The 21,685-nt window shown below is 65.6% G+C and carries 6 protein-coding genes; 1 reads left to right on the top strand and 5 read right to left on the bottom strand.

The window, feature by feature from the left end:
- Nucleotides 1–221: 221 nt before the first annotated feature.
- The 4 genes from AC5Y6X_RS03150 to AC5Y6X_RS03135 all read right to left on the bottom strand — a co-directional run bounded on the left by AC5Y6X_RS03150 (nt 222) and on the right by AC5Y6X_RS03135 (nt 20,303).
- Nucleotides 222–18,233 (bottom strand): BTAD domain-containing putative transcriptional regulator, encoded by an 18,012-nt coding sequence (locus AC5Y6X_RS03150; protein ID WP_499984438.1) that lies wholly within the window; start codon nt 18,231–18,233, stop codon nt 222–224.
- A gap of 93 nt (nt 18,234–18,326) precedes the next feature.
- A complete protein-coding gene (locus AC5Y6X_RS03145; RefSeq protein WP_499984436.1) occupies nt 18,327–18,641 on the bottom strand; it encodes a hypothetical protein in 315 nt (104 codons plus the stop codon).
- Nucleotides 18,642–18,708: 67 nt separating this feature from the next.
- Nucleotides 18,709–19,008, bottom strand: coding sequence for a ferredoxin (locus AC5Y6X_RS03140; RefSeq protein WP_499984435.1), 300 nt, complete (start codon nt 19,006–19,008; stop codon nt 18,709–18,711).
- On the bottom strand, nt 19,005–20,303 hold the full coding sequence (locus AC5Y6X_RS03135) for an NADH-ubiquinone oxidoreductase-F iron-sulfur binding region domain-containing protein (protein ID WP_499984433.1): 1,299 nt from the start codon (nt 20,301–20,303) through the stop codon (nt 19,005–19,007). The genes AC5Y6X_RS03140 and AC5Y6X_RS03135 overlap by 4 nt, the downstream gene beginning before the upstream one ends.
- Nucleotides 20,304–20,339: 36 nt before the next feature.
- On the opposite strand from AC5Y6X_RS03135, the gene AC5Y6X_RS03130 reads away from it, so the two are divergent.
- Entirely contained in the window at nt 20,340–20,813 is a 474-nt protein-coding gene (locus tag AC5Y6X_RS03130) for a hypothetical protein (RefSeq protein WP_499984432.1), read from the top strand.
- A 4-nt stretch (nt 20,814–20,817) separates the two neighbouring features.
- On the opposite strand, the gene AC5Y6X_RS03125 is transcribed toward AC5Y6X_RS03130, so the two are convergent.
- Entirely contained in the window at nt 20,818–21,684 is an 867-nt protein-coding gene (locus AC5Y6X_RS03125) for an alpha/beta fold hydrolase (RefSeq protein WP_499984431.1), read from the bottom strand.
- Between the last annotated feature and the right edge of the window lies 1 nt (nt 21,685).

Genomic DNA, 21,685 nt, shown 5'->3' with positions numbered 1-21,685 from the left:
TCAATACCGAACACCGAACACTATGGGCTCAGCAATAGTGTCCCTGTCTGCGGGCAGCCCAGGCCGTAGCAGTGGAGAGGGCGGTTTGCGTCCGTGACCAGGGGCAGCGGACGACCCGGTGCTGCCGACACGTCACCTCCGGGGGCCGGACGTGGGCGGTAGGCCCGTTATGAATCGAGAATTTTCGTTATCACTGCCGAGCGGGCGCGATCTGGTGACGGTCATTGCGGCTGGGGCTCGATGTTGAGTTCCGCGAACCGGGCCAGGGCTAGGTCGCATTGGTCTGCGTCGAAGGCCTCGTAACGCTTCACGCGGTCGGCGTCGAAGATCATCAGCACGACAAGTGGAATCTCGACCGCAACGTCATCGACCGACGTGCCCCGCAAGACCGTGTGGTTGACGACGCCCAACGCCGACTGCGTGAGGACCTCGGCTTGTTCGACCCAAAAATCAGGTACGAGCGACGCCATCGTCTGGATCGATGGCATGTGGTCGCCGATGGTTTCCACGCCGGGGCTGGACAGCTGTCGGTGGTTGACGTATGTAGCTCCGGCGCTGAGTGCGGCGAACGCCTCCCAGTCGTGACGGTTGGTGGCCTCGGTCAGCTTGCACATCGCCTCGATGACTTCCGGATGCTCGACTTCCCCAGATGCGATCCATCGGGCGGTGAGTTCAGCGAACGCGCCGTTGATGTCGTCGGGATCGAAAATCACCGAGTTGCACACGAGTCCGTCGGCATTGACTTCCGTGAGCATCAAGTGCTCGGCGGTGACGGGTCGGTCAACATCATCCGTGTCCCGATATATGTCGCGGGTCAACGCGAGGCGGGATCCCCTGATGGCTACGGGCTCTACCTCCAACTGCCACGCGGTAGGCGCCTCGAAAATCGCACGCACAACTTCACGCGTGGCTGCGCGTTCATCACGCAGCCCCCTCCGCCGATCCTGATATCGCGAGTCGGAAGTGGCTAGGGCCAGTACGCCGTCCACGTCACGGAGATTGATTGCCTCGGCAGTGCGCGTGCGGGCTCGGGTTGCGGCGTTCTCTAGTGGCAGAGGCCGGTTGAGTTCGTCGAACCTGGCGAGCGCGGCGTCGAGGTCCGCTTCGTCGAAGACTTCGGAGCGGCTGATCAGGTCGCCTTCGATCGTGACGAGGGCGATCATCCGCCACTCGGCGTCAAGGCCCCCTTGCGAAGTCCCTTTCAGCACTTGGGTCACGACGGCTCCGATGTCGTCCAGCCGATGCACTGCCTCGATGTAGACCCTGAAGTCCGGAGTGATGTCCCACACTGCGCGAAGCGACGCGGCCAGCTCAACCCCCTCGATCGAAACGAGCGGTCGATGATCGATGTAAACCGGATCCGCAATTGTCGCAGGAAGTTCGCGCCGATTGAACCCGGCGATGCCCCGTGAAATCACGGACCATGTATCCGCATAAGCGGCCGCTTCGCCGGCGAGATACCGCGCGTCAAGCTCCGCGAAGGCAGCGTCGATGTCATCGACGTCGAACGTCACGCTGTAGTGCAGTAGGCCGGTCTCGTCGACTTCCGTGATTTGCAAGAGCTCGACGACGACTGGTCGATCCGCGTGATCGGTGTCGCGATAACACACGCGGATCAGCGAGAGCCGAGAACCCCTTATGGCGATGGGCTCCACCTCCAGCCGAAAGCCGCTGGGTGCCGTCTCGAACATGGCCCGCACGGCTATCCTCTGCTGTGCTTCACCTTCGAATTCATCGCGCAGGCCTTTCCGCCGGTCCTGGTATCGGATGTCCGCAGTGCAGAGGGCAAGGAAACCATTTATGTCGCGGCGCTTGAACGCGTCAGCCATGCCTTCCCAGATCCGGGTCGCGGCGTTGTCAAGCAGCGGCGGCCGGTTGAGTTCGTCGAACCTCGCGAGCGCGGCGTCCAGGTCTGCCTCATCGAACAACTCGGACCGGTTAATCCGATCGCTCTCCACGGTCGAAAGGCCGACCTCCCGCCACTCGGCGTCGAAGCCCTCCCGCGAGGCCCCCTTGATCACCCGCGTGACGACCGCACCTAGGTCGTTCAACCGGTGCACCTTCTCAACGTAGGCATTGACGTCCGGCGCTATGAGATCCCAGGTGACGTGAAGGTAAGCCTCCAGATCCCCTGGCGCGAACGCTCGGCCCCCTCGGCGATGATCGATGTTGCACCAGTCGGGCGTCGTCGGCGGCAGCTCGTGTCGGTTGACCGCGGCGTACGCCCCCGTGATGACCGACCATGTTCGCGCATGGGCCGCAGCTTCCCCCGCAAGATACCGAGCTTCGAGTTCTTCGAAGGCAGCGTCGATGTCGTCGGGGTCGAACACAACCTGCGTCGCGGCCCGGTTGTTCGTGTCGATCTCGAGGATGGTGAGAGTCTCGGTGTAGAAGGCTCCGGGCCGCTGGTCTCGGCCCGACATGCGGGCACGACTGAGGGCAAGGTGCTCACCGCGGGTCGCAATAGCCGTCAATGCGATATTTGCGACTCCGAGGTCGGCGATGGCACGCATGTTCGCGATGTCGGCGTCTCGGCCGTGTAGGTTTCCGGCGTTCACGACCCGACGGCGATCGTCGATGGAGCAGTCGTCGGCCAGTAGTTCCGCCCGTGCGGTCCAGTCGCGGGCCGCGAAGTTCGCGCGAAGGCGTTCGGCCACTTGCGTTGCCGCATTTTCCAGCCGCGGTGCCTGCGAATGTAGTTCGGCGAATCGGGCAAGCGCGGCATCGACGTCATCCTCTTCGTACACCTCCATCCGCGGTTCGTCGGGATTGAGTAAAAGCAGGCGTGGCCACTGTAATTCGTTTTCGTACTCGTCGGTTCCTTCGATCACGAAGCTGGCGACTAGGCCGTGGGCATCGAGCGCATGCACCGTTGTGATCCGGTAGCGGGCGTCGGGTACGAGAGCCCACAACTCCTCGACCGCCCGCCTGAAATCTCCCGGCGCGAACGGAACTCGTCGATGGTCCGTGTATGCGAATCCGGTCAGCATTGGCCCCGGCTCATGACGGTTGGCCTCGCCCAGCGTGTCCAAAGCGATTTGCCACACGCGTGCGAATGGTGCCGCTTCGCCGGCGAGGTAGCGGGCGTCTAGTTCCTCGTAGGCGGCGTCAATGTCGTCAAGGTCGAATATGACCATCGCGACGAACCGCTCGTCGGCGTCGATCGCAGTGACGCCGAGCCACTCGGCGCCGACCTCGTCGGGCATGTCGCGGTTGAAGGCGCGGGCATGGGCGAGGGCAAGGCGCTCTCCGCGGGTCGCAATGACGCTCAACGATATGGTCTTTGCGCCGACCTCCACCGCGGCTCGCAGGTCCGCGATGTGCACATCTCGACCATGACGAACTCCTGCGTTCACGACACGTCGGCGATCGTCCACGACAATGTCGTCGGCCAGGAGCTCTGCGATTCCGGCCCAGTCCGGGGCCGAGAAACACGCTTGGTATCGCTCGAGTATTCGGCTTGCCGCGTTTTCCAGCCGTGGCGCCTGCGGTTGCAGTTCTTCAAAGCGGGCGAGCGCGGCGTCGAGGTCTGTCTCGTCGAAGAGCTCGCAGCGGTTGACCAGATCCCCATCGACCGTCAAGATTCCAATCACCCGCCACTCGGCGTCGAACCCCTCTTGTGAGCTCCCGTACGCAGCTTGTGTAAAGACCGCGCCGAGGTTCGTCAACCGATGCACGGCCTCGATTCGCGCGCTGATATCCGGCGTGAGCTGCCACGTGTCACGGACGGTTGCGGTCAGACCACCTTCCTCGATCATTGAGAGCCGTCGCCGATCGATGTTGATCCAGTCCGAGGTCGTCGGGAAGTGCTCGCGCCGGTTAAATGCGGTGTTGGTGCGCGCGATGACCGACCACGTACGCGCGTGAGCGGCCGCTTCGCCAGCGAGGTAGCGGGCGTCCAGTTCTTCCAATGCCGCGTCGATGTCGTCGACGTCGAACCCGACGACTGCCGCAATCAGTTTGTCTGTGTTGATCTCTACGAGGTTGAGTACGTCGGTTTGAAACGCCGGGGCGTGAATCCGACTGAGGGCTAGGCGCTCTCCGCGGGTCGCAATCACGGTCGACGTTATGTCGGGCGCGACGACTTCGGCGAGGGCTCGCATATCCGCGATTTCGACGTCCCGCCCGCGCCGGATCCCGCCATTCACGACCCGACGGCGATCGTCGGTGTAAGTGTCAGCGGCCAGTAGCTCAGCCATAGCGACCCAATTGCGAGCCGCGAAGCACGTCCAGTAGCGCTCGTACGCTTGGCTTGCCGCGTTTACGAGCCTCGGCGTTGGCCGGTCGAGTTCCTCGAATCGGGCGAGCGCGGCGTCGAGGTCTGCCTCATCGAATACCTCGCAGCGGCTGATCCGGTCGCCTTCGACTCTCAGAACGAGGATCATCTGCCACTCGGCGTCGAGGCCTTCTGGCGAGGTCCCAGACGCCTGATAGGTGGCGACCACTCCGAAATTGCTGAGCCGATGCGCGGCCTCGATGCGGAAACTGAGGTCTGGAGTGACGTCCCAAATGGCGCGCATGGCTGCTTGCCCTTCGGTCGCGTCGATTACGGCGAGCTGTCGGTGGTCGATGGTGACCCAGTCCGCCGCGGGAACTTCGTGCCGATTGAAGGTTGCGCATTCCCGTGCGATAACCGACCACGTCGGCGCGTGCGCGGCAGCTTCGCCGGCGAGATAGCGGGCATCGAGTTCGGCGAAGGCGGCGTCGATGTCGTCGAGGTCGAACGCCACGTGCGCTGCCATCCGCTCTTCGGAGTCGATTTCGACGAGGCTGTAAAACTCGATGCGGAATGCCTCCGGTTGATCTTGACCCCAGATGCACGTGCGACAGAGTGCGAGGCGAACGCCGCGGGTCGCAATGACGGTCGACGTAATGTTCTCGGCCCCGACGTCGGCGACGGCTTTTGCGTTGGCGATTTCGACATCTCGACCGCGTCGGACCCCAGTATTCACGACAGGACGGCGATCGTCGTTGTAATAGTTGTCGGCGAACACCTGCGCCATGGCGTCCCAGTCGCGGTCAGCGAAGTATTTCAGGCAGCGCTCGTACGCTCGGCTTGCCGCGTTTTCCAGCCGCGGTGTTTGCGAGTGCAGCTCCTCGAATCTCGCGAGGGCGGCGTCGAGGTCTGCCTCGTCGAATGTTTCGTAGTGTCTTAGCAGTTCGCCCTCAAAGGTGAAAACGGTGATCGTTCGCCATTCGGCGTCAAAGCCCTCTTGCGAGGTTCCTTTTATCACTTGGGTGGCGACGGCCCCGAGGTCGTCCAGTCGATGCACCGCCTCGATATAGACGCTGGCGGTCGGAGTGACGTCCCACACCGCACGCACAGTTGCGGCCAGATGACCCCGCTCGATCGATACGACCGCTCGATGATCGATGTAAACCGGATTCGCAGTCGTCGCGGGTAGTTCTTGCCGATTGAATCTCGCGTGGCCGTCGGCAATCAGCGACCACGTGCGCGCGTGGGCGGCAGCTTCGCCGGCAACGTACCGGGCATCGAGCTCCTCGAAGGCGGCGTCGATGTCGTCGAGGTCGAACGCCAGCTGCGCCGCAATCCGTTCGCTGGTGTCGATCTCGGCGACGATGAGCATGTCGCTGCTGAACTCCCCGTATTGCAGATTTCGGTTCGGAGAACTGATGTGAGTGAGGGCGAGGCGCTGCCCGCGGGTCGCGATGACCGCCCACGCTACGGGCGCGGCGTCGGCGAGGGCTCGCAGGTTTGCCATCACAACATCGCGACCGTCCCAGAACCCGGAACTTGTCACGCGACGGCGATCGTCGATAAAACTGTCGTCGCTCAGGACCTCGGCTATCGCCGCCCAGTTGCGGTCCCGGAAGTATGCAAAGTACCGGTCATGCACCCGGCTTGCCGCGTTCTCCAGCCGCCGCGTCTCCGTGTGCAGTTCCTCAAAGCGGGCGAGCGCGGCGTCGAGGTCTGTCTCGTCGAAGACCTCGCACCGACTGATCCGGTCGCCTTCGACCATCAGCATCGTGACCCCTCGCCACTCGGCGTCGAAGCCGTCTGGGGAGGTGCCCTCCCGTGCGTGCGTGATGACGGCTCCGAGTTCGCCCAGCTGATGCACGGCCTGGACGTACATTCTGTTTTCGGGAGTGAGATCCCACAAGGTACGAACGGATGCGGCCAGATCAACCGCTTCGGCCGTTACAAGCGGCCGATGATCGACGTAAACGGAATCCGGTGTCATCGGGGGGAGTTCGTGCCGATTGAACCCGGCGTAGGCCCCTGCAATCACGGACCACGTCTGCGCGTGGGCTGCCGCTTGGCCGGCTAGGTAGCGAGCATCGAGATCGGCGAAGGCGGCATCGATATCTTCCAGGTCGAACCAGGCAGTGCGAATGATCTTGTTGTCGTTGTCGATTTCGACGACGCCGAGCATATCGGCGCTGATTTCCCCGGGTTCAAAGTCATGGACCGAGGACCGAGTACGAGTGAGGGCGAGGCGTTGCCCGCGGGTCGCAATGACGGTCGACGCAAGGCCCTCGAATCCGACCTTGGCAACGGCCCGCATGTTTGCGACGTTGACATCACGACCGCGTAGTACACCGGCGTTCACGACCCGCCGGTGATCGTGCGAGGAAAGATCGTCGGCCATCGTTTCGGCCATCGCGGCCCAGTCTCGGCTCCCGAAGCAGGACCAGAAGCGTGTTAGCGCTTGGCTTGCCGCGTTTTCGAGCCGCCGCGCCTGGGGTTCCAGTTCGTCAAACCTTGCGAGCGCGGCGTCGAGGTCTGCCTCGTCGAAGATTTCGCAGCGGCTGATCAGGTCACCTTCGACCGCAAAGATGTCCGCCATGCGCCACTCGCCGTCGAAACCCTCTTGTGAGGTCCCGCTCGACACGAGGGTAACGACTGCTCCGAGGTCGCTCAGCCGATGCACGGCCTCGATGTACACGTTGTACTCGCCATCGTTTAACGCCGCACGCATGTATGCCTTCAGGTCACCAGACCCAATCGCTGCAACTGACCGATGGTCGATGTCGACAAAATCTGCAGTCGTCGCGAAGATTTCGCGTCTATTCAGCGCGACGCACGCCCGCAGGATGACCGACCACGTTTGCGCGTAAGCCGCCGCTTCTCCGGCGATGTACCGAGCATCGAGCTCTTCGAAGGCACCGTCAATATCGTTGACGTCAAAGATGACTCGTGCCACGACCCGTTCGTCGGCGTCGATCTCCACCACGGAGAGCATCACGTTGTGGAATGCTTCGGGCCGTTGATCCGGGCCCGAGAAGCGGGAATGCGTCAGAACGAGGCGCTCGCCTCGGGTCGCCATGACGGTCGACGTCACAGTTGCCCCGAGGTCGACGAGCGCCCGAATGTTTACCATCTCGGCGTCTCTGCCCCGCCGGAGACCGGCGTTCGCCACACGACGTCGATCGTCATAGACAAAGTCCTGCGTCATAGCCTCGGCCATCGCGTCCCAGTCGCGGGCGGCGAAGTAGGCATGGAGGCGCGCATCCACTTGGCTAGCCGCGTTTTCCAATTGCGGCGCCGCCGGGCGCAGTTCTTCAAAGCGGGCGAGCGCGGCGTCGAGGTCTGCCTCGTCGAAGATCTCGCAACGGCTGACGAGCTCGCCTTCGACGATCACAATGTCGATCTGACGCCATTCGGCGTCGAAACCCTCTTGCGAGGTCCCGCGCGTCGTGCTGGTTACGACTGCGCCGAAATTGGTCAGCCGGTGCACAGCCTCGATGTGGCAACTGGTGTTCGGCATGAGGTCCCACAGCGCATGGATGGCTGCGGTTATGTCACCGGGCGCGAACGCACCTCCTTGCCGGTGGTCGATGTTCACCCAGTCCGCCGTCGTCGGAAACTCTTCGCGCCGGTTGAATGCGCCGTAGCTCCGGGCAACGACAGACCAGGCGTGTGAGTGGTCGGCCGCTTCGCCGGCGAGGTACCGGGCATCGAGCTCGGCGAAGGCCGCGTTGATGTCGCCCAGGTCGAACCCGATGCGCGCCGCGACCCGGTTGTCGGCATCAACCTCGACGATGTTGAGCACCTCAAGACTGAACTCGTTCGACCGCAGGCTGGACTTCGAGCCACGGATCCGAGTGAGGGCGAGGCGAGCTCCGCGGGTCGCCACGACGGTCGAAGTGATGTTCTCGGTCCCGACGTCTGCGACGGCTTGCATTTCGGCTAAATAGTTATCTCGACCGTGCCGGACCCCGGCGTTCACGACCCGGCGACGATCATCTGTAAAAATGTCGTCGGCTATCAGCTTCGCCACCTCGGCCCAGTCACGGGCCGCGAAGCAGGCCCACAAGCGTTGGTCCACTACGGTTGCGGCATTTTCGGGCCGGTTGAGTTGCGTGTGCAATTCTTCAAAGCGGGCGAGGGCTGCGTCGAGGTCGGCCTCATCAAAGACCTCGACGCGGCCGTAGAGGCCGCCTTCGAGTATGCCAACGACGATTACCCGCCACTCGGCGTCAAAGCCCTCTTGCGAGGTTCCATGCGCAGCATGTGTGATGACCGCCCCTTGGTCACTCAGCCGATGCACCGCCTCGACATAGGCGGTGAAATCCGGTATGAGGTCCCACTCGCTACGAAGGTATCCGGCCAGATTTTCTGATTCGGTCGTTAAGACCGCTCGATGGTCGATGTAGACCGAATCGGGTGTCATGCCGGGAAGTTCGCGTTGATTGGATCCGGAATATGCCCGCGTGATCGCCGACCACGTCTGCGCGTGGGCTGCCGCTTGGCCGGCGAGGTAGCGAGCGTCGAGTTCGGCGAAAGCGGCGTCGATGTCGTCGGGGTCGAGGAAGACTCCCGCCGCGATCCGGTGGTCGGTGTCGATCTCGATGATGTACAGGAGCTCAAGGCCGAATTCTCCGTGGCTCAGGCCACGGTTTAAGTGGGTAAGGGCGAGGCGCTCTCCGCGGGTCGCGATGACGACAGACGTGATATTCGCTTCGAGCTCGGCGAAGGCTCGCATGCTCTCAATGTGGACATCTCGACCGTGTAGGACGCCGGCATTCACGACCCGCCGGCGATCGTCCGTGGAGAGGTCGGCGGCGAGCAAGTCGGCCATGGCATCCCAGTCTCGGGCTGCGTAGGAGCTCCAGAAGCGTTGGTTCACGTGGGCCGCCGCGTTTTCGAGCCGCCTCGGTTGCGTGTGCAATTCTTCAAAGCGGGCGATCGCGGCGCCGAGGTCTGCCTCGTCGAACACTTCACACCGGCTAGCCAGGTCCCCTTCGAATGTGAAAATGTTGATCATTCGCCACTCGGCGTCAAAGCCGTCTTGCGAGGTCCCTTTCAGCACTTGCGTAACGACGGCTCCGGTGTTGCTCAGCCGATGCACCGCCTCGATGTAAACATTGATGTCGTCCGAAATGACGTCCCACACGGCACGAAGAGATGTGGCGAGATCGACCGCCTCGCTCGTAATGGTCCGTCGATGATCGATGTAGACCGAGTCTGGTGTTGTCGCAGGAAGTTTGCGCCGAGTGAACCCCGCCTGCGTCCCTGCAACCATCGACCACGTATTCGGATATGCCGCGGCTTCGCCTGCGAGGTACCGCGCATCGAGCTCCTCGAATGCAGCGTCGATGTCGTTGGGGTCGATGATGACGATTCCCGCAATTCGGCTGTCGTTGTTGACCTCGACAACGGCGAGTCCGGCAGCGGAAAACGCTTCAGGCGACTGATCATGGCTTGTGAAAGCGCTATCAAAGAGCGCAAGGCGCTCTCCGCGGGTAGCGATGGTCGATGCCATATGAGTGCGCCAAATACTGCCGGTAGCACGCCAATTCGCCATCTCGGCATCCCGACCTCGCCGGACCCCGGCATTTATGACCGCGCGGCGGTCGTCCGAGGAAATGTCGTCGGCGAGTAGTTCCGCCATGGTATCCCAGTCACGGACCGCGAAATGCGCCAGGAATTGCTTGGCGACTCGGGTTGCGGCGTTTTCCAGTTGGGGTGCGGGCCGATTCAGCTCTTCGAACCGGCCGAGCGCAGCGGCAAGATCCGCCTCGTCGAATAGCTCGCAGCGGCTGAGCGAATCGCCTTCGAAGGTGAAAAGGGCGACCTCTCGGTACTCGATGTCAGATCCGTTTTGCAATGTGCCATGCGCCAAGTGGGTGACGACTGCTCCCAGGTCGGTCATCCGATGCACGGCGAGGATGCGATTCTTCATGTCTTGCGCGAAATCCCAGCCGGCACGCAGGTATGCGATTAGGTCACCCGGCTCGAACGCTGTCGCCCGCCGGTGATCGATATTGACCCAGTCCTCGGTGTGGGCGGGGATCTCATACCGGTCGAGTGCGGCGTCGCCCGCCATGAGCAGCGACCACGTGTGCGCGTGAGCCGCCGCTTCGCCAGCGAGGTATCGCGCGTTGAGTTCATCGAATGCAGCGTCGATGTCGTTGGTGTCGAACACGACTCGGGCTAGGATCCGGTTTTCGGCATCGATCTCGACGAGGCCGAGTACCTCGCTGTGGAACGCGTCGGGCCGTTGCTCGGGACCCCAGAACCGAGTACGGCCGAGCAAGAGGCGCTCCCCCCGGATCGCGATGACGTCCGACGTCATGTTCTTGATCCCGACACCGGCCCACGCCCGCATGTTGACGATATCGACGTCTCGACCTGATTGGACCCCCGCGCCTACCACGCGACGGCGATCGTCACTCGAAAAGTCGTCGGCCGTCATCTCGGCCATCGCGTCCCAGTCGCGCGCCGCGAAGCGCGCCAGGAAGCGCTCGCTGATTTGGCTCGCCGTGTTTTCCAGTCGCCGCACCTGCGAGTGCAGTTCGTCGAAGCGGGTAAGAGCGGCATCGAGGTCGGCTTCGTCGAACAGTTCGCAACGGTTGAGCAGATCGTCGTCGAACGTGAAGATCCCGATTTCCCGCCATTCGGCCTGGAAGCCCTGTTGCGAGGTGCCGTGCGATGTCATGGTGACGACCGCTCCGAGGTCGCTCAGGCGATGCACGACCGTGACGTAGGCATGGAAATCCTGCGCGTCGTCGAACACATCATGGATGTAGGCGGTCAGGTCTCCGGTCGCAAATGCTGCTCCGCGCCGGTGGTCGACGTCGACCAAGTCGGGTGCCAGCACGGGTAGTTCGTGTCTGTTGATCGCGGCGAAAGCGCCCGCGACGACCGACCACGTGTGCGCGTGGGCGGCTGCTTCGCCGGCGATGTAGCGAGCATTCAGTTCTTCGAACGCGGCGTCGATGTCGTCTGGATCGTATGCGACGCGTGCCAGGATCCGTTTGTCGGCGGAGGTTTCGACGATGACGAGCATCTCGATGTGGAATCCCCCGGGTTGCTGGTCTTCACCCCGGATACAGGTCCGGCAGAGGACTAGGCGTTCACCTCGAGTCGCGACGACCGTCGCCGTACTCCTCGTGGCCCCAAGGTCGGCAAAGGCCCGCATGTTCGCGATTTCGATGTCCCGGCCGCGTCGGATCTCGGCGCTCACGACTCGTCGGTGGTCGTCGACAGTTGTATCGGCAGTCAGTAGTTTCGCCATGGCGTCCCAGTCGCGGGCGGCAAAGTAACTTCGGAAGCGTTCGTACGTTTGGCTGGCGGCGTTTTCCAGCCCTCGCGGCTGTGGGTGCAATTCCTCGAACCTGGAGACCGCAACGTCGAGGTCGGCCTCGTCGAATAGCTCGCAGCGGTTGACCATATCGCCTTGGACCGTCAAGAGGTCGACCCCTCGCCACTCTGCCTCGAATCCCTCACGCGAAGCGCCTTGTGCCGCATGGGTGCATACCGCTCCGAGGTTGCTCAGCCGATGTACCACCTCGACGTAGGTTCGGATGTTTTGACCCAGTTGCCAACCAGCACGGACGTATTCGATCAGTTCACCGGGCGCGTACGCTGTCCCGCGGCGGTGGTCGATGCTGATGGCGTCCGGCGTCGTCGGGGGCAGCTCGTGCCGATTGAGTGCGGCGTAGCCTTCGGTGATCACCGACCACGTGCGTGCGTGGGCGGTGGCTTCGCCGGCCAGGTAGCGTGCGTCGAGTTCCTCGATGGCGGCGTCGAAGTCATCGAGGTCGAACAAAACGATCGTCGCAACCTGGTTGTCGGAGTTGGTTTCGACAACGCATAGCAGCTCGATGACGAACTCTTCGGATCCGCTAGGGCCTCCCGAGGCACGCGCGAGGACGAGGCGCTCCCCACGGGTCGCGATGACGGGGAACGCGATGTACGCCGTCCCGACATCGGCGACCGCCCGCAGGTTTGCAATCTCGGCGTCTCGACCGCGTCGAAGCCCAGCGTTTACGGCCCGTCGGCGATCGTCGGTGGAGATGTCGTCAGCCACGACCGTTGCGAGCGCATCCCAGTCGCGGGCCGCGAAATGCGCCGTGTAGCGCTCGATCGCTTGGCTGGCCGCATTTTCCAGCCGCCGCGACTGCGGGTGCAATTCCTCGAACCTCGCGATCGCGGCGTCGAGGTCCGCCTCGTCGAAAACCTCCAACCGGTCGACCAGGTCGCGGTCGACCGTGATGACGGCGATGCTCCGCCATTCGGCTTTGAAGCCCTCTTGCGAGGTCTCATGCGACACGGAGCTGACTACCGCTCCAAGGCCGTCCAGCCGGTGCACAACCTCGACGGAGCTGCTCACGTCGGACGCGAGTTTCCACTCGGCTAGTAACGCGGGGAGTTCACCAGGCGCAAACGACGCCGCATGCCGGTGGTCGATATTGACCCAATCTGGTGTCGTCGGCGGCATCTCGCGTCGGTTGAGCGCGTCGTAGGCCTGCGTGATCACCGACCACGTGCGTGCGTAAGCGGCCGCTTCGCCCGCAAGGTAGCGGGCGTCGAGTTCCGCGACGGCGGCCTCGATGTCTTCGACGTCGTACGTGACGACGTTGGCGACCCGGTCGTCGGCGTCGATCTCGACGACGTTGAGCGCATCGTTTTGGATCGCGTCGGGGTCGTGGCCGGCGGCGCGAGAACGTGCGAGGACGAGACGCTCACCGCGGATTGCAACAGTGCTCACCATCGAGATCGTGAAGCCGACGTCCGCGGCCGCTTGCAAGTCTCGGACCACCTCACCCCGACTGTGTTGGGTCTCGGCACTCACGACCCGCCGGTGATCGATGCCGACATAGGTGTCAGCGACGGTGGCCGCCAATGCTTCCCAGTCGCGAGTCGCGAAGTGCGACCAGACGTGTTCGAATACCAGGGCTGCCCTGTTCTCTAGCCGCCGCGCCGGTCGGCTGAGCTGATCGAACCTCGCGATCGCGGCGTCGAGGTCGGACTCGTCGAAAAGCTCACAGCGGTTGGGTAGGTCACCTTCGACCGTCAAGATGTTGATCGCACGCCACTCGCCCTCAAAACCGTTCGGTGAGGTTCCCTTGGCCGCATACGTGACGACCGCTCCGAGATCGTTGAGCCGGTGCACAGCCTCGATGTGGATGCTCAGGTCCGACGCAAGCTCCCATGAAGCGCGAAGGTTTGCGATCGCGTCTCCGGACGCGATTGTGGTCACGTGCCGATGGTCGATGTCGACCCAGTCCGGCGCTGTCGCGAACAGCTCATGCCGGTTCATCGCGGCGTATGCACCCGTGATGACCGACCAGGTGCGTGCGTGGGCGGCCGCTTCGCCGGCGAGGTAGCGGGCATCGAGCTCGGCGATGGCGGCGTCGAAGTCTCCGAGGTCGAACGCCACCATCGCGGCGATCCGCTCGTCCGCATCAATCTCGACTATCTGCAGGAAATCGACGCGGAACGCCTCCGTCTCCTGGGCGCTGCGCGAATAGCGGGCACGAGTGAGGGCGAGGCGCGCCCCACGGATCGCGATGGCCTCTGAGCTCGCGTCCGTGACCTCGATATCGGCGGCCGACCGATAGTCTTCGATCGCAGCATCCGGGCCGCGTCGGATCCCGACGCCCACAACCGAACGACGATCGTCGCCGCAATAGTCGTCGGTGAGAAGCTCGGCTATTGCGTCCCAGTCGCGGGCTTTGAAATATGCGTGCAGGCGCTCGTATACCCGCGTCGCTGCATTTTCCAGCCGTCGCGCGGGCGGGTGCTCCGCCTCGAACCGGGCGTGCGCGGCGTCGAGTTCGGCGATCGCGGCATCCATGTCTTCGACGTCGAACCACACCTGCAGCGCGATTCGACCGGACTCGTCGATGCCGTTCAGCGAGAGAAATTCGTCTCGTGGCGCCCCAGGGCTCACGTCGTCACTGCCCACCACTAAGTGAGCGAGAGCCAGGCGCTCGCCACGCACGGCGATAACGACTTGGTTGAACCGTACGCCGCCCGTCTCGACAGAGCGCCTGCTTAGATGTGCCCAGTCCGCCGGTGACAGGTCGGTCGTGAAACCGACGATCTTCCGACGACTCTCGACGAGGCCCTCAGGCGCATACAGCTCCTCGAGCGCATCCCAGGCCTTGCTATGAATGGCAGCTATGACACGTTCGGCCACTCGTACGCATGCATTGTCGAGATCGACAACCGGCTTTTCGGGTGGCGCCGGGGCGGTGGGCGGAACGGCGCGCTCGCCGAGAGCCCGACGTGCCCTCTCGGCAAGTGCCGCGGCGCCCTTCCGCTCGTACAGGTCGACCGCCCGGCCGGCGGCGGCTCGCGCTCCCGCGGCATCGCCGGCGGCACCCAAAACCGTTGCCAGGGTGTGGCACGCGTCGCCGTGATCCACCAACAGGTCGGTGTGCCCGGCCACGCTGACAGCCTCCTCGGCCGCCCGCCGGGCCGCGCCATGATCACCGCGACGGGCCAAAAGCTGCGCCCGCAGCGTACGCCAGGCGATCGAGGCCTTCAGCGCGTGACCGGCGAGACGCTCACTCTCCGTGCACAATTCGTCGGCCTCGGCTTCGCGACCGAGCACCAGACACGCTCGACCCAGCAGCGCTGCCGTCTCGGCGGTGTCGGCGTCGAGTCCCATCCGACGAAAGCCGTTGTAGGCCTTACGAAGATGCGGCTCTGCGGTAGCCGGATCGCCGAGCACAAGCTCGACGATGCCCGCGAACTGCTCGACCTCCAAAAACGCATGACGCAGACCGAGTTCGGTGACGGTGCGCCGGGCCGAGTCGATCATGCGGCGCGCCGCCGCGGCCCGCCCGCGGAAGGCCTCCAGCACCGCCTGGCATCGCGTCGACGTCGCCTCGACCGCGGGCGAATCGGTCGTGATTCGCAGCAGCCGCACCACGTCGAGACAGCGGCCGCCCGCGCGCGGCACCGGGTTGGGTCCCCACAGCGCCGCGAGCGGCGCGTTCGCCAAAACCGCGTTCACCCGCCGGTGTTCACGCGCCCGCCGCGCCGCCGTCAGGGCGTCGTCGAGGGCGATCTCGCAGTCGCCGATCCTGCCGAGGCGCGCGAGGCACCCGGCGCGAACGGTGTGCGCCTTGGCTTCTCCCGCCGCGTCGTTCAGTTCGGCCAGCTTGCTGGCGGCCGCGCCCACCGCGGCCTCGACCTCGTCCAGTCGTTCGGGATGGCTCAGCATTGACAGCTGGCCGTCGAAGCATGTCGCCCACGCCGCCAGCCGGGCCGAATCGATTGTCGCGCCCTGCAATTGAGAGACCGCGCCAGCCGCCGAAGCCACGTCGCCCGCGGCCAGCAGAGCCTCGCAACGCGCGATCAGCAGCTCGGCGACCTGGTCGTCGCGGTCGGGCAGCTCGTCGTCAATCTCCTCCAACGCGTGCAGCGCCCGATCGTAGAGGTCGGCCGCACCCTCATAGGCGAGGCGGGTCATCGCCTGGTCCGCCGCGCGCCGACAGTACTCGACGGCCTTGGCGGCGTTGCCGGCCCAGGCACATTCGAAGTAGTGGTGGGCCAGCTCGGCCAGCAGCTCGTCGTCGTCGCCGGCCTCGCTCTCCAGCGTCGCGGCGATGCGCTGATGTAGCCGCATCCGCCGCACGGACGGCAGCTCGGCGAGCAGCGACTGCCGCACGATGGCGTGGTTGAACCGATAGCGGCCGCCGGGCTCCTCGATGACGATGCCGGCCTTGCACGCCTCGTCGAACGCGTCGACGAGGTCGTCGCCGACCACTCGCTCGACCAGTTCCAACGCGAACCGGCTGCCGACGACCGCGGCCGCGGCAAGCGCCTTGTTCGTCTCCGCCGGAAGCCGCGATAGGCGGCGGCTCACGGCCTCGCGCACCCCCTGCGGCAGCGTGCTCTGGTCCCACCGGCCGCCGCTTTCGTCGACGTGCCGCAGGGCCTCGATCAGGAAGAACGGGTTGCCACCGGTCACCGCCGCCAGCGCCCGGGCCAGCTCTTCGTCGTTGTAGCCGGCCTCGGCGACATACGCCGTGACGTCGTCCTCGTCGAGCCCGCCAAGCTGCAGCCGGTCGGCGGTGCCGTCGCGGTGCAGGTCGGCCAGCATCGCCGCCAGGGGATGGGAGCGGTCGAGGTCGGTGCTGCGATACGTGCCGACGATCTGCACTCGGGCGTGCTCGCCGAAACGCAGCAGGTGCCGCAGTAGCAGCAGCGTGGGTTTGGCCGCCCAGTGCAGGTCGTCGAGGATCAGCACGACGGGCGTTCCGGCCGAGGCGATTCCGAGCAGCGCGACGACGGCGTCGAAGAGCGCGTAGCGTTCGGTGTCCGGGTCGGCGCGTGTCGGCATCGCGATATCGGGCAGGGCATCGGAGAGCCCGGGAACCAGTGGGAGCAGCGCCTCCACGCCGCGCAGCCCGCGAAGCGCGCTGCTGCCCATGCACGGCACCAGCGAACGCAGCGCCTCCGCGAACGGCTGGTACGGCGCGCCGAGGTCCTCGTCGCACCGGCCGTAAATCACCAGGGCGCCTTGGTCATAGGCCTGCCGCGAGAATTCGCCGGCCAGGCGCGTCTTGCCGACGCCGGGTTCGCCGGCGATCAGCACGGCGTTGGTGCCACCGGCGAGCGCGCGCTGCCACGCGGAAAAGAGCCGTTCGAGCTCGCGCCCGCGCCCGACGAACGGTCCGGGGCCGGCCAGCACGGCGGGCAGGCTCGGACGCTGCACGGGCTCATCGGTCGGGATGTCCGCCTGCGCATGGTCGTCGGCCGTTTCCAGCCGGAGCTCGAAGACGTGTTCCGGGCGCGCCAGGTTGCGCAGTTCGCGCATGCCCAGATCGGCGAGCAGCACGTCGTCGGGCAGTGAGTCGATGACGAGCTCGGCGGTGGCACCCGAGCACAGGATCTGGCCGCCCACCGCCAGCGACCGCAGGCGCGCGGCGCGGTTGACCGCCCGGCCGAAGTAGTCGCCGTCGCGAAGCTCGGCCTCCCCGGTGTGCAACGCCACGCGGACGCGCATGGGCTCGGCCAGCGCCCACGGCTCGTGAATGATGGCCTCTTGCAGCTCTATTGCCGCGCCCGCGGCCGCCGACGGCCGCTCGAACACCGAGAACGTGGCGTCGCCCTCGCCGCGCGTCTTGATCAACCGTCCGCCGCGTGACGTGACGACCTGTTCGACGAGCTCGTCGTGTCGCGCGAGCGCCACCGCCATGGCGTCGGCGTCGGCCTCCCAGGCGGCCGTCGACCCCTCGATGTCGGTCAGCAGGAAGGTCACGGCGCGCGTCATCACCGAAGGCTGTTGTGCCGCAGGGATTTCCAGCGCGGTGTCCTGTGCGACGATCGCGGCCTCGAGCCGGCGAAGGTCGGGTCCCGGGTCCACCCCCAGTTCGTCGGCGAGCAGCGACCGGGCCCGCTGGTACGCGCCGAGGGCTTCACCCTGCCTGCCGGCCCGGTACAGGGCGAGCATCAGTTGGCCCCAACGCCTCTCGCGCAGCGGCGCCTCGGCCACCGCGGCCTCGAGCTCGCCGATGATCTCCGCGGCGCGGCCGGTGGCGAGCAGCGCGTCGGCCCGATCCTCCACGAGCGCGGCATGGCCCTCGATCCACCGCGTCTTCTCGGACGTCCCGCGCCTGCCGTCGGGCAGTTCGGGGATCCCGCGCCACAGCGCAAGCGCCTCCTCGAAGCGGGCCACCGCCTGGCTGATGTCGCCGGCGGCGGCGGCGTCGCGCCCCAACCGGGCGGCCGCCTTGTAGCGCAGGGCGTCGACGTCGCTTTCGGCGAGGGTCCAGCCCGCGCCCGCCGTCAGGACAAACCCGTCACCCAGGACGCGGCGCAGCGAGGAGATGTGGGTCTGCAGGGCCTTGGCGGCGGTGCGCGGCGGATCCTCGCCCCAGAGCAACTCGACGAGGGTGTCGGCGGACACGACGGAGCCGCCGTGCAACCCGAGCATCGTGAGGATGGCGCGCGGCTTGGCGCCCGGCACAGTGACGGGCGCCCCGCCCTGCCGGACCTGGAGAGGGCCCAAAACCCCCAGTTCCACCCATGGAAGCGTACTCACATTGCCATCGTCGGTGGGGCGATTCAATGCATGGTCAAGATCGAGTAAAGCCGCCCCGGAGCTGCTGGTGAATGGTCAGAGCGGCACCCAGGTGCCGCCCACGTAGACACCCCATTGGTGGTAGCGGTTGCTCCACATCGGTGCGTCCGGTGACCACGCCGGCCGTGGCGGGGGCGGGGGCACGTCCTGCGGTGCATAGGCGGGCGCATATGGCGGTGGGGGTGTGTACCAGGCCGGTGGCGGCGGCGGCAGTTTGCACTCGTTGGTCATCTGATTGAACGACATGTTGGGGGCGCATGCCGCCGAGCTGGCGCCCGGGACCGCGACCGCCGCCGCCATCGACACGAACAGGGCCGCGACAACGGCGGCCAGACGACCGAACCACCTCATGGCGGGCCTCCCGGATGGACCATCCAGACCTTGGTTCGCTTCAGCCTAGGCCTTGGATGCCCCTAAGTCACCGCGTGAATCCCCATTGGGCTTCGTTCGACTCGGTGTTGACGTGCGCGGCGGGATCCTCGTCCGACTCGCTGTGGAACGGGTGGGCGACGGTCGGTGTGCGGTCGCCGATCTCGGTGATCGCATGCACCGGGCAGTCGAGCAGGGCGCGCATGACCTCGTGGCGGTCCGCCTCGGCAACGGTGCCATCCCCGATGAGCGACGCGTAGCCCCAGTCGTCCAGGGAGAAGTAGCGAGGCGCGTGCTTGGCGCAGATGCCGAAGCCGTCGCACACCGTGCGGTCCAAACGGATTTTCATGCTTGCCTCGCAGCCTCGGCCTCGTAGGGGCGATCGAAGCGGAACGGGCGGTCACCGCAGTCCGGGCAGCCGTCGTCGAGATGCCGCGCCACATCGTCGGGGAACTGGCCGAGCAGGCTGGCGGCGACATTGGTGGCGGCGTCCAGCGTCGCGCAGGCGCCGCGCCCGCGCAGCACCACCGACCAGCGGCGCAATCGGTCGACGTCTTCGGTCGTCGCGGCGCCGTCGCGCAACGCCCCGCCGACGGCGGCCATCGCGGCCGTTCCGTTGAAACACGACCCGCACTGCCCGGCGTTTTCGCGATCGAAGTACGCCAGCACCGACGCCGCAACCGCGATCGGGCAGTCGTCGGTGATCAGCGAGATCGCGCCGCAGCCCAGGCCGCTGCCGAACCGTCGCATCGTCTCGTGGTCCAGCGTCGTCTCCAGCACGTCGCGGTTGAGGAAGCCGGCGAAATAGCCGCCCAGCAGCGCGCCCCGCACGTCATCGGGCGAAACGCCGTGCAGCGCAAGCAGTTCGGTGAACGGCAGGCCGTGGGGAAGCTCGTAGAGGACCGGCGGCCGGCCGGCGCCGGTGATGGTGGCCAGGAAGGTGCCCGACGACAGCGGGGTGCCCTGCGAGCGGAAGCTCGCCGAGCCGTGGCGCTGCAGATACGGCAGGTTGGCCAGGGTCTCGACGTTGCTCACCAGGGTGGGCCGCCCGCCCACGCCCGATTCGAACGGGCGCGGGGGCTTGTCCGTCGGCTTGGCCGGGCCGCCGTTGAGCACGCGGACCGCCGCGGTCTCCTCGCCGGCCACGTAGCCGGGCTGCACCGTGATCAGGTCGACGGGAACACCGAACACCCCCGGGTCGACTTCGCCCAGAGCGGCTTCCACGCTGTGCGCCGATTCCGGGTCCGACACGTACACGTAGGCGCGGTCGGCCGCGACGATCGCCGCGGCCAACCGCAATCCGTCCAACACCAGGTGCGGGCGGTGGCGCAGCAGCCATCGGTCCTTGACCGAAGCCGGTTCTCCCTCTTCGCCATTGGCGACGACGACGGCGCCGCCCGCCGCGCGTCCGTTGTCGCGCACAGTGCGCAACTTCACCGCCAGCGGAAAGGCCGCACCGCCGCGGCCGACCAACCCGCTGGACTCGACCTCGCCCAGCAAAGCGTCGGCGTCGGCCAGCGGTGGGTAGCCGCCGAGACCGCGATACGCGGCGAAGTCCTCGCGGCCGGGTTGTTCACCCAGCAACCGGCGTTGGCATCCGGGCGCGCTGGCGATGGTGATCTTTGCGGATTGAGTGGTGCTCACGGCCGGCCCGCCATCGTCTTGGTTAGGCTTGCGCACATGCGGACTGCGGTGGTGCGCGTGAACGTCGACCCGGGAAGCGTGCTCACGCCGGAGCAATTACGAGACGGCATGGCAGCGCTCCTCGAGCTCGCCGGTGAGGCCGGCGTCGACGTGGTCGAGAACGATCTCGCCACCATGCCCGCCCGTCGCCGCGACGTCGAATTGCTGGTGGCGGCCGAAGATGGAGATTCGGCCAAGGGTGTTGCTATTGCGTTGTGCGCCAAGGTGTTCGGCACCAGTCCGGCGCCGGGTGTGGTCACCTTTATCAGCCGGGGCACCGACGCCGACGCGCACGGTGTGCTGTCCGGGTTCGGGCTCACCGGCGACATCGAGCGGACGCCCGGCGACGACGGGTTCGACATCGTCTACGTGACGCTGCGCGAGGACGACCTCGAGCGCATTCCGGAGAGCCGCATCCACACGGCCCTCGAGGCATCGCTCAACTGTGAGGTTCACATTCGTACCAAATAACACGTCAGGACCCCAAGAATTCGAGGATCGCCGGGGCGGCCTGCACCCACGTGTCGAACATGTTGAAGTGCTGCACCCTGCCGGCCGCGCGATCTTCGGACGCCCGCTCCCAGGCGTCCTCCGGCCAAGGCGGATCGATCAGCTTGGAGCCCTTGATCAGGCAGCTGACCTCCAGCGATGTGCGTTTGGGATGGTCCCAGTCGTTCTCACCGCCGCGAATGATCAACGTGGGCACCTGGATTCGGTCGAACATCTCGTCCTCGACACCCGGAATGGTCTGCCCCGGCTTGGACACGAACGCGTTGAGCCAGCGCAGCATCACCTTGAGGAACTCGTCCTTGTCGAAATCGAGGAAGCGCTGCTTGTTGGCCGGGTTCTCCTCGATGCGGTCGCGCCACTCAGAAACCTTGATCACGCCCTCCATCCCGGTTCCGCGTGCGGCCAGAATGCTCGGGACGATGTAGAAGGACCCCAGCACGAACGTGCCGTAGATACCGCCGACGATGTTCCACACCACGAGCTTCTCCACGAGCTCGGGGTAGAGCATGGTCGTCAGCATGGAATCCCTTGCCCCACCGGAGCCTCCGGCGATGATGCACCGCTGGACGCCGAGCGCGCTCAGCAGGCCGTGCAGGGTCTCGGCGCGCATGTGCGACTCGCTTTGTCCGTAGAACTGCACATCGGACGCACCGCAATTCGGCCGGTCCCACAGCAGCACCCGATAGCCGCCCGCGACCAGCGCCTCGGCGAGCGGGCGCAGACCGGGGATTTCCTTACTGAACCTGCCGCCCGGGGTCAGGACAATGAGATCGCCTGAGTCTCCGAGGATTTCGTAGACGACGTTCCCACCGTTCACCTCGATCGAAGCCACA

It is taken from the genome of Mycobacterium sp. NGS26 (assembly GCF_059813025.1).
Note: the sequence above shows the minus strand (reverse complement) of the source record. Positions and strands in the feature narration are given on the sequence as shown.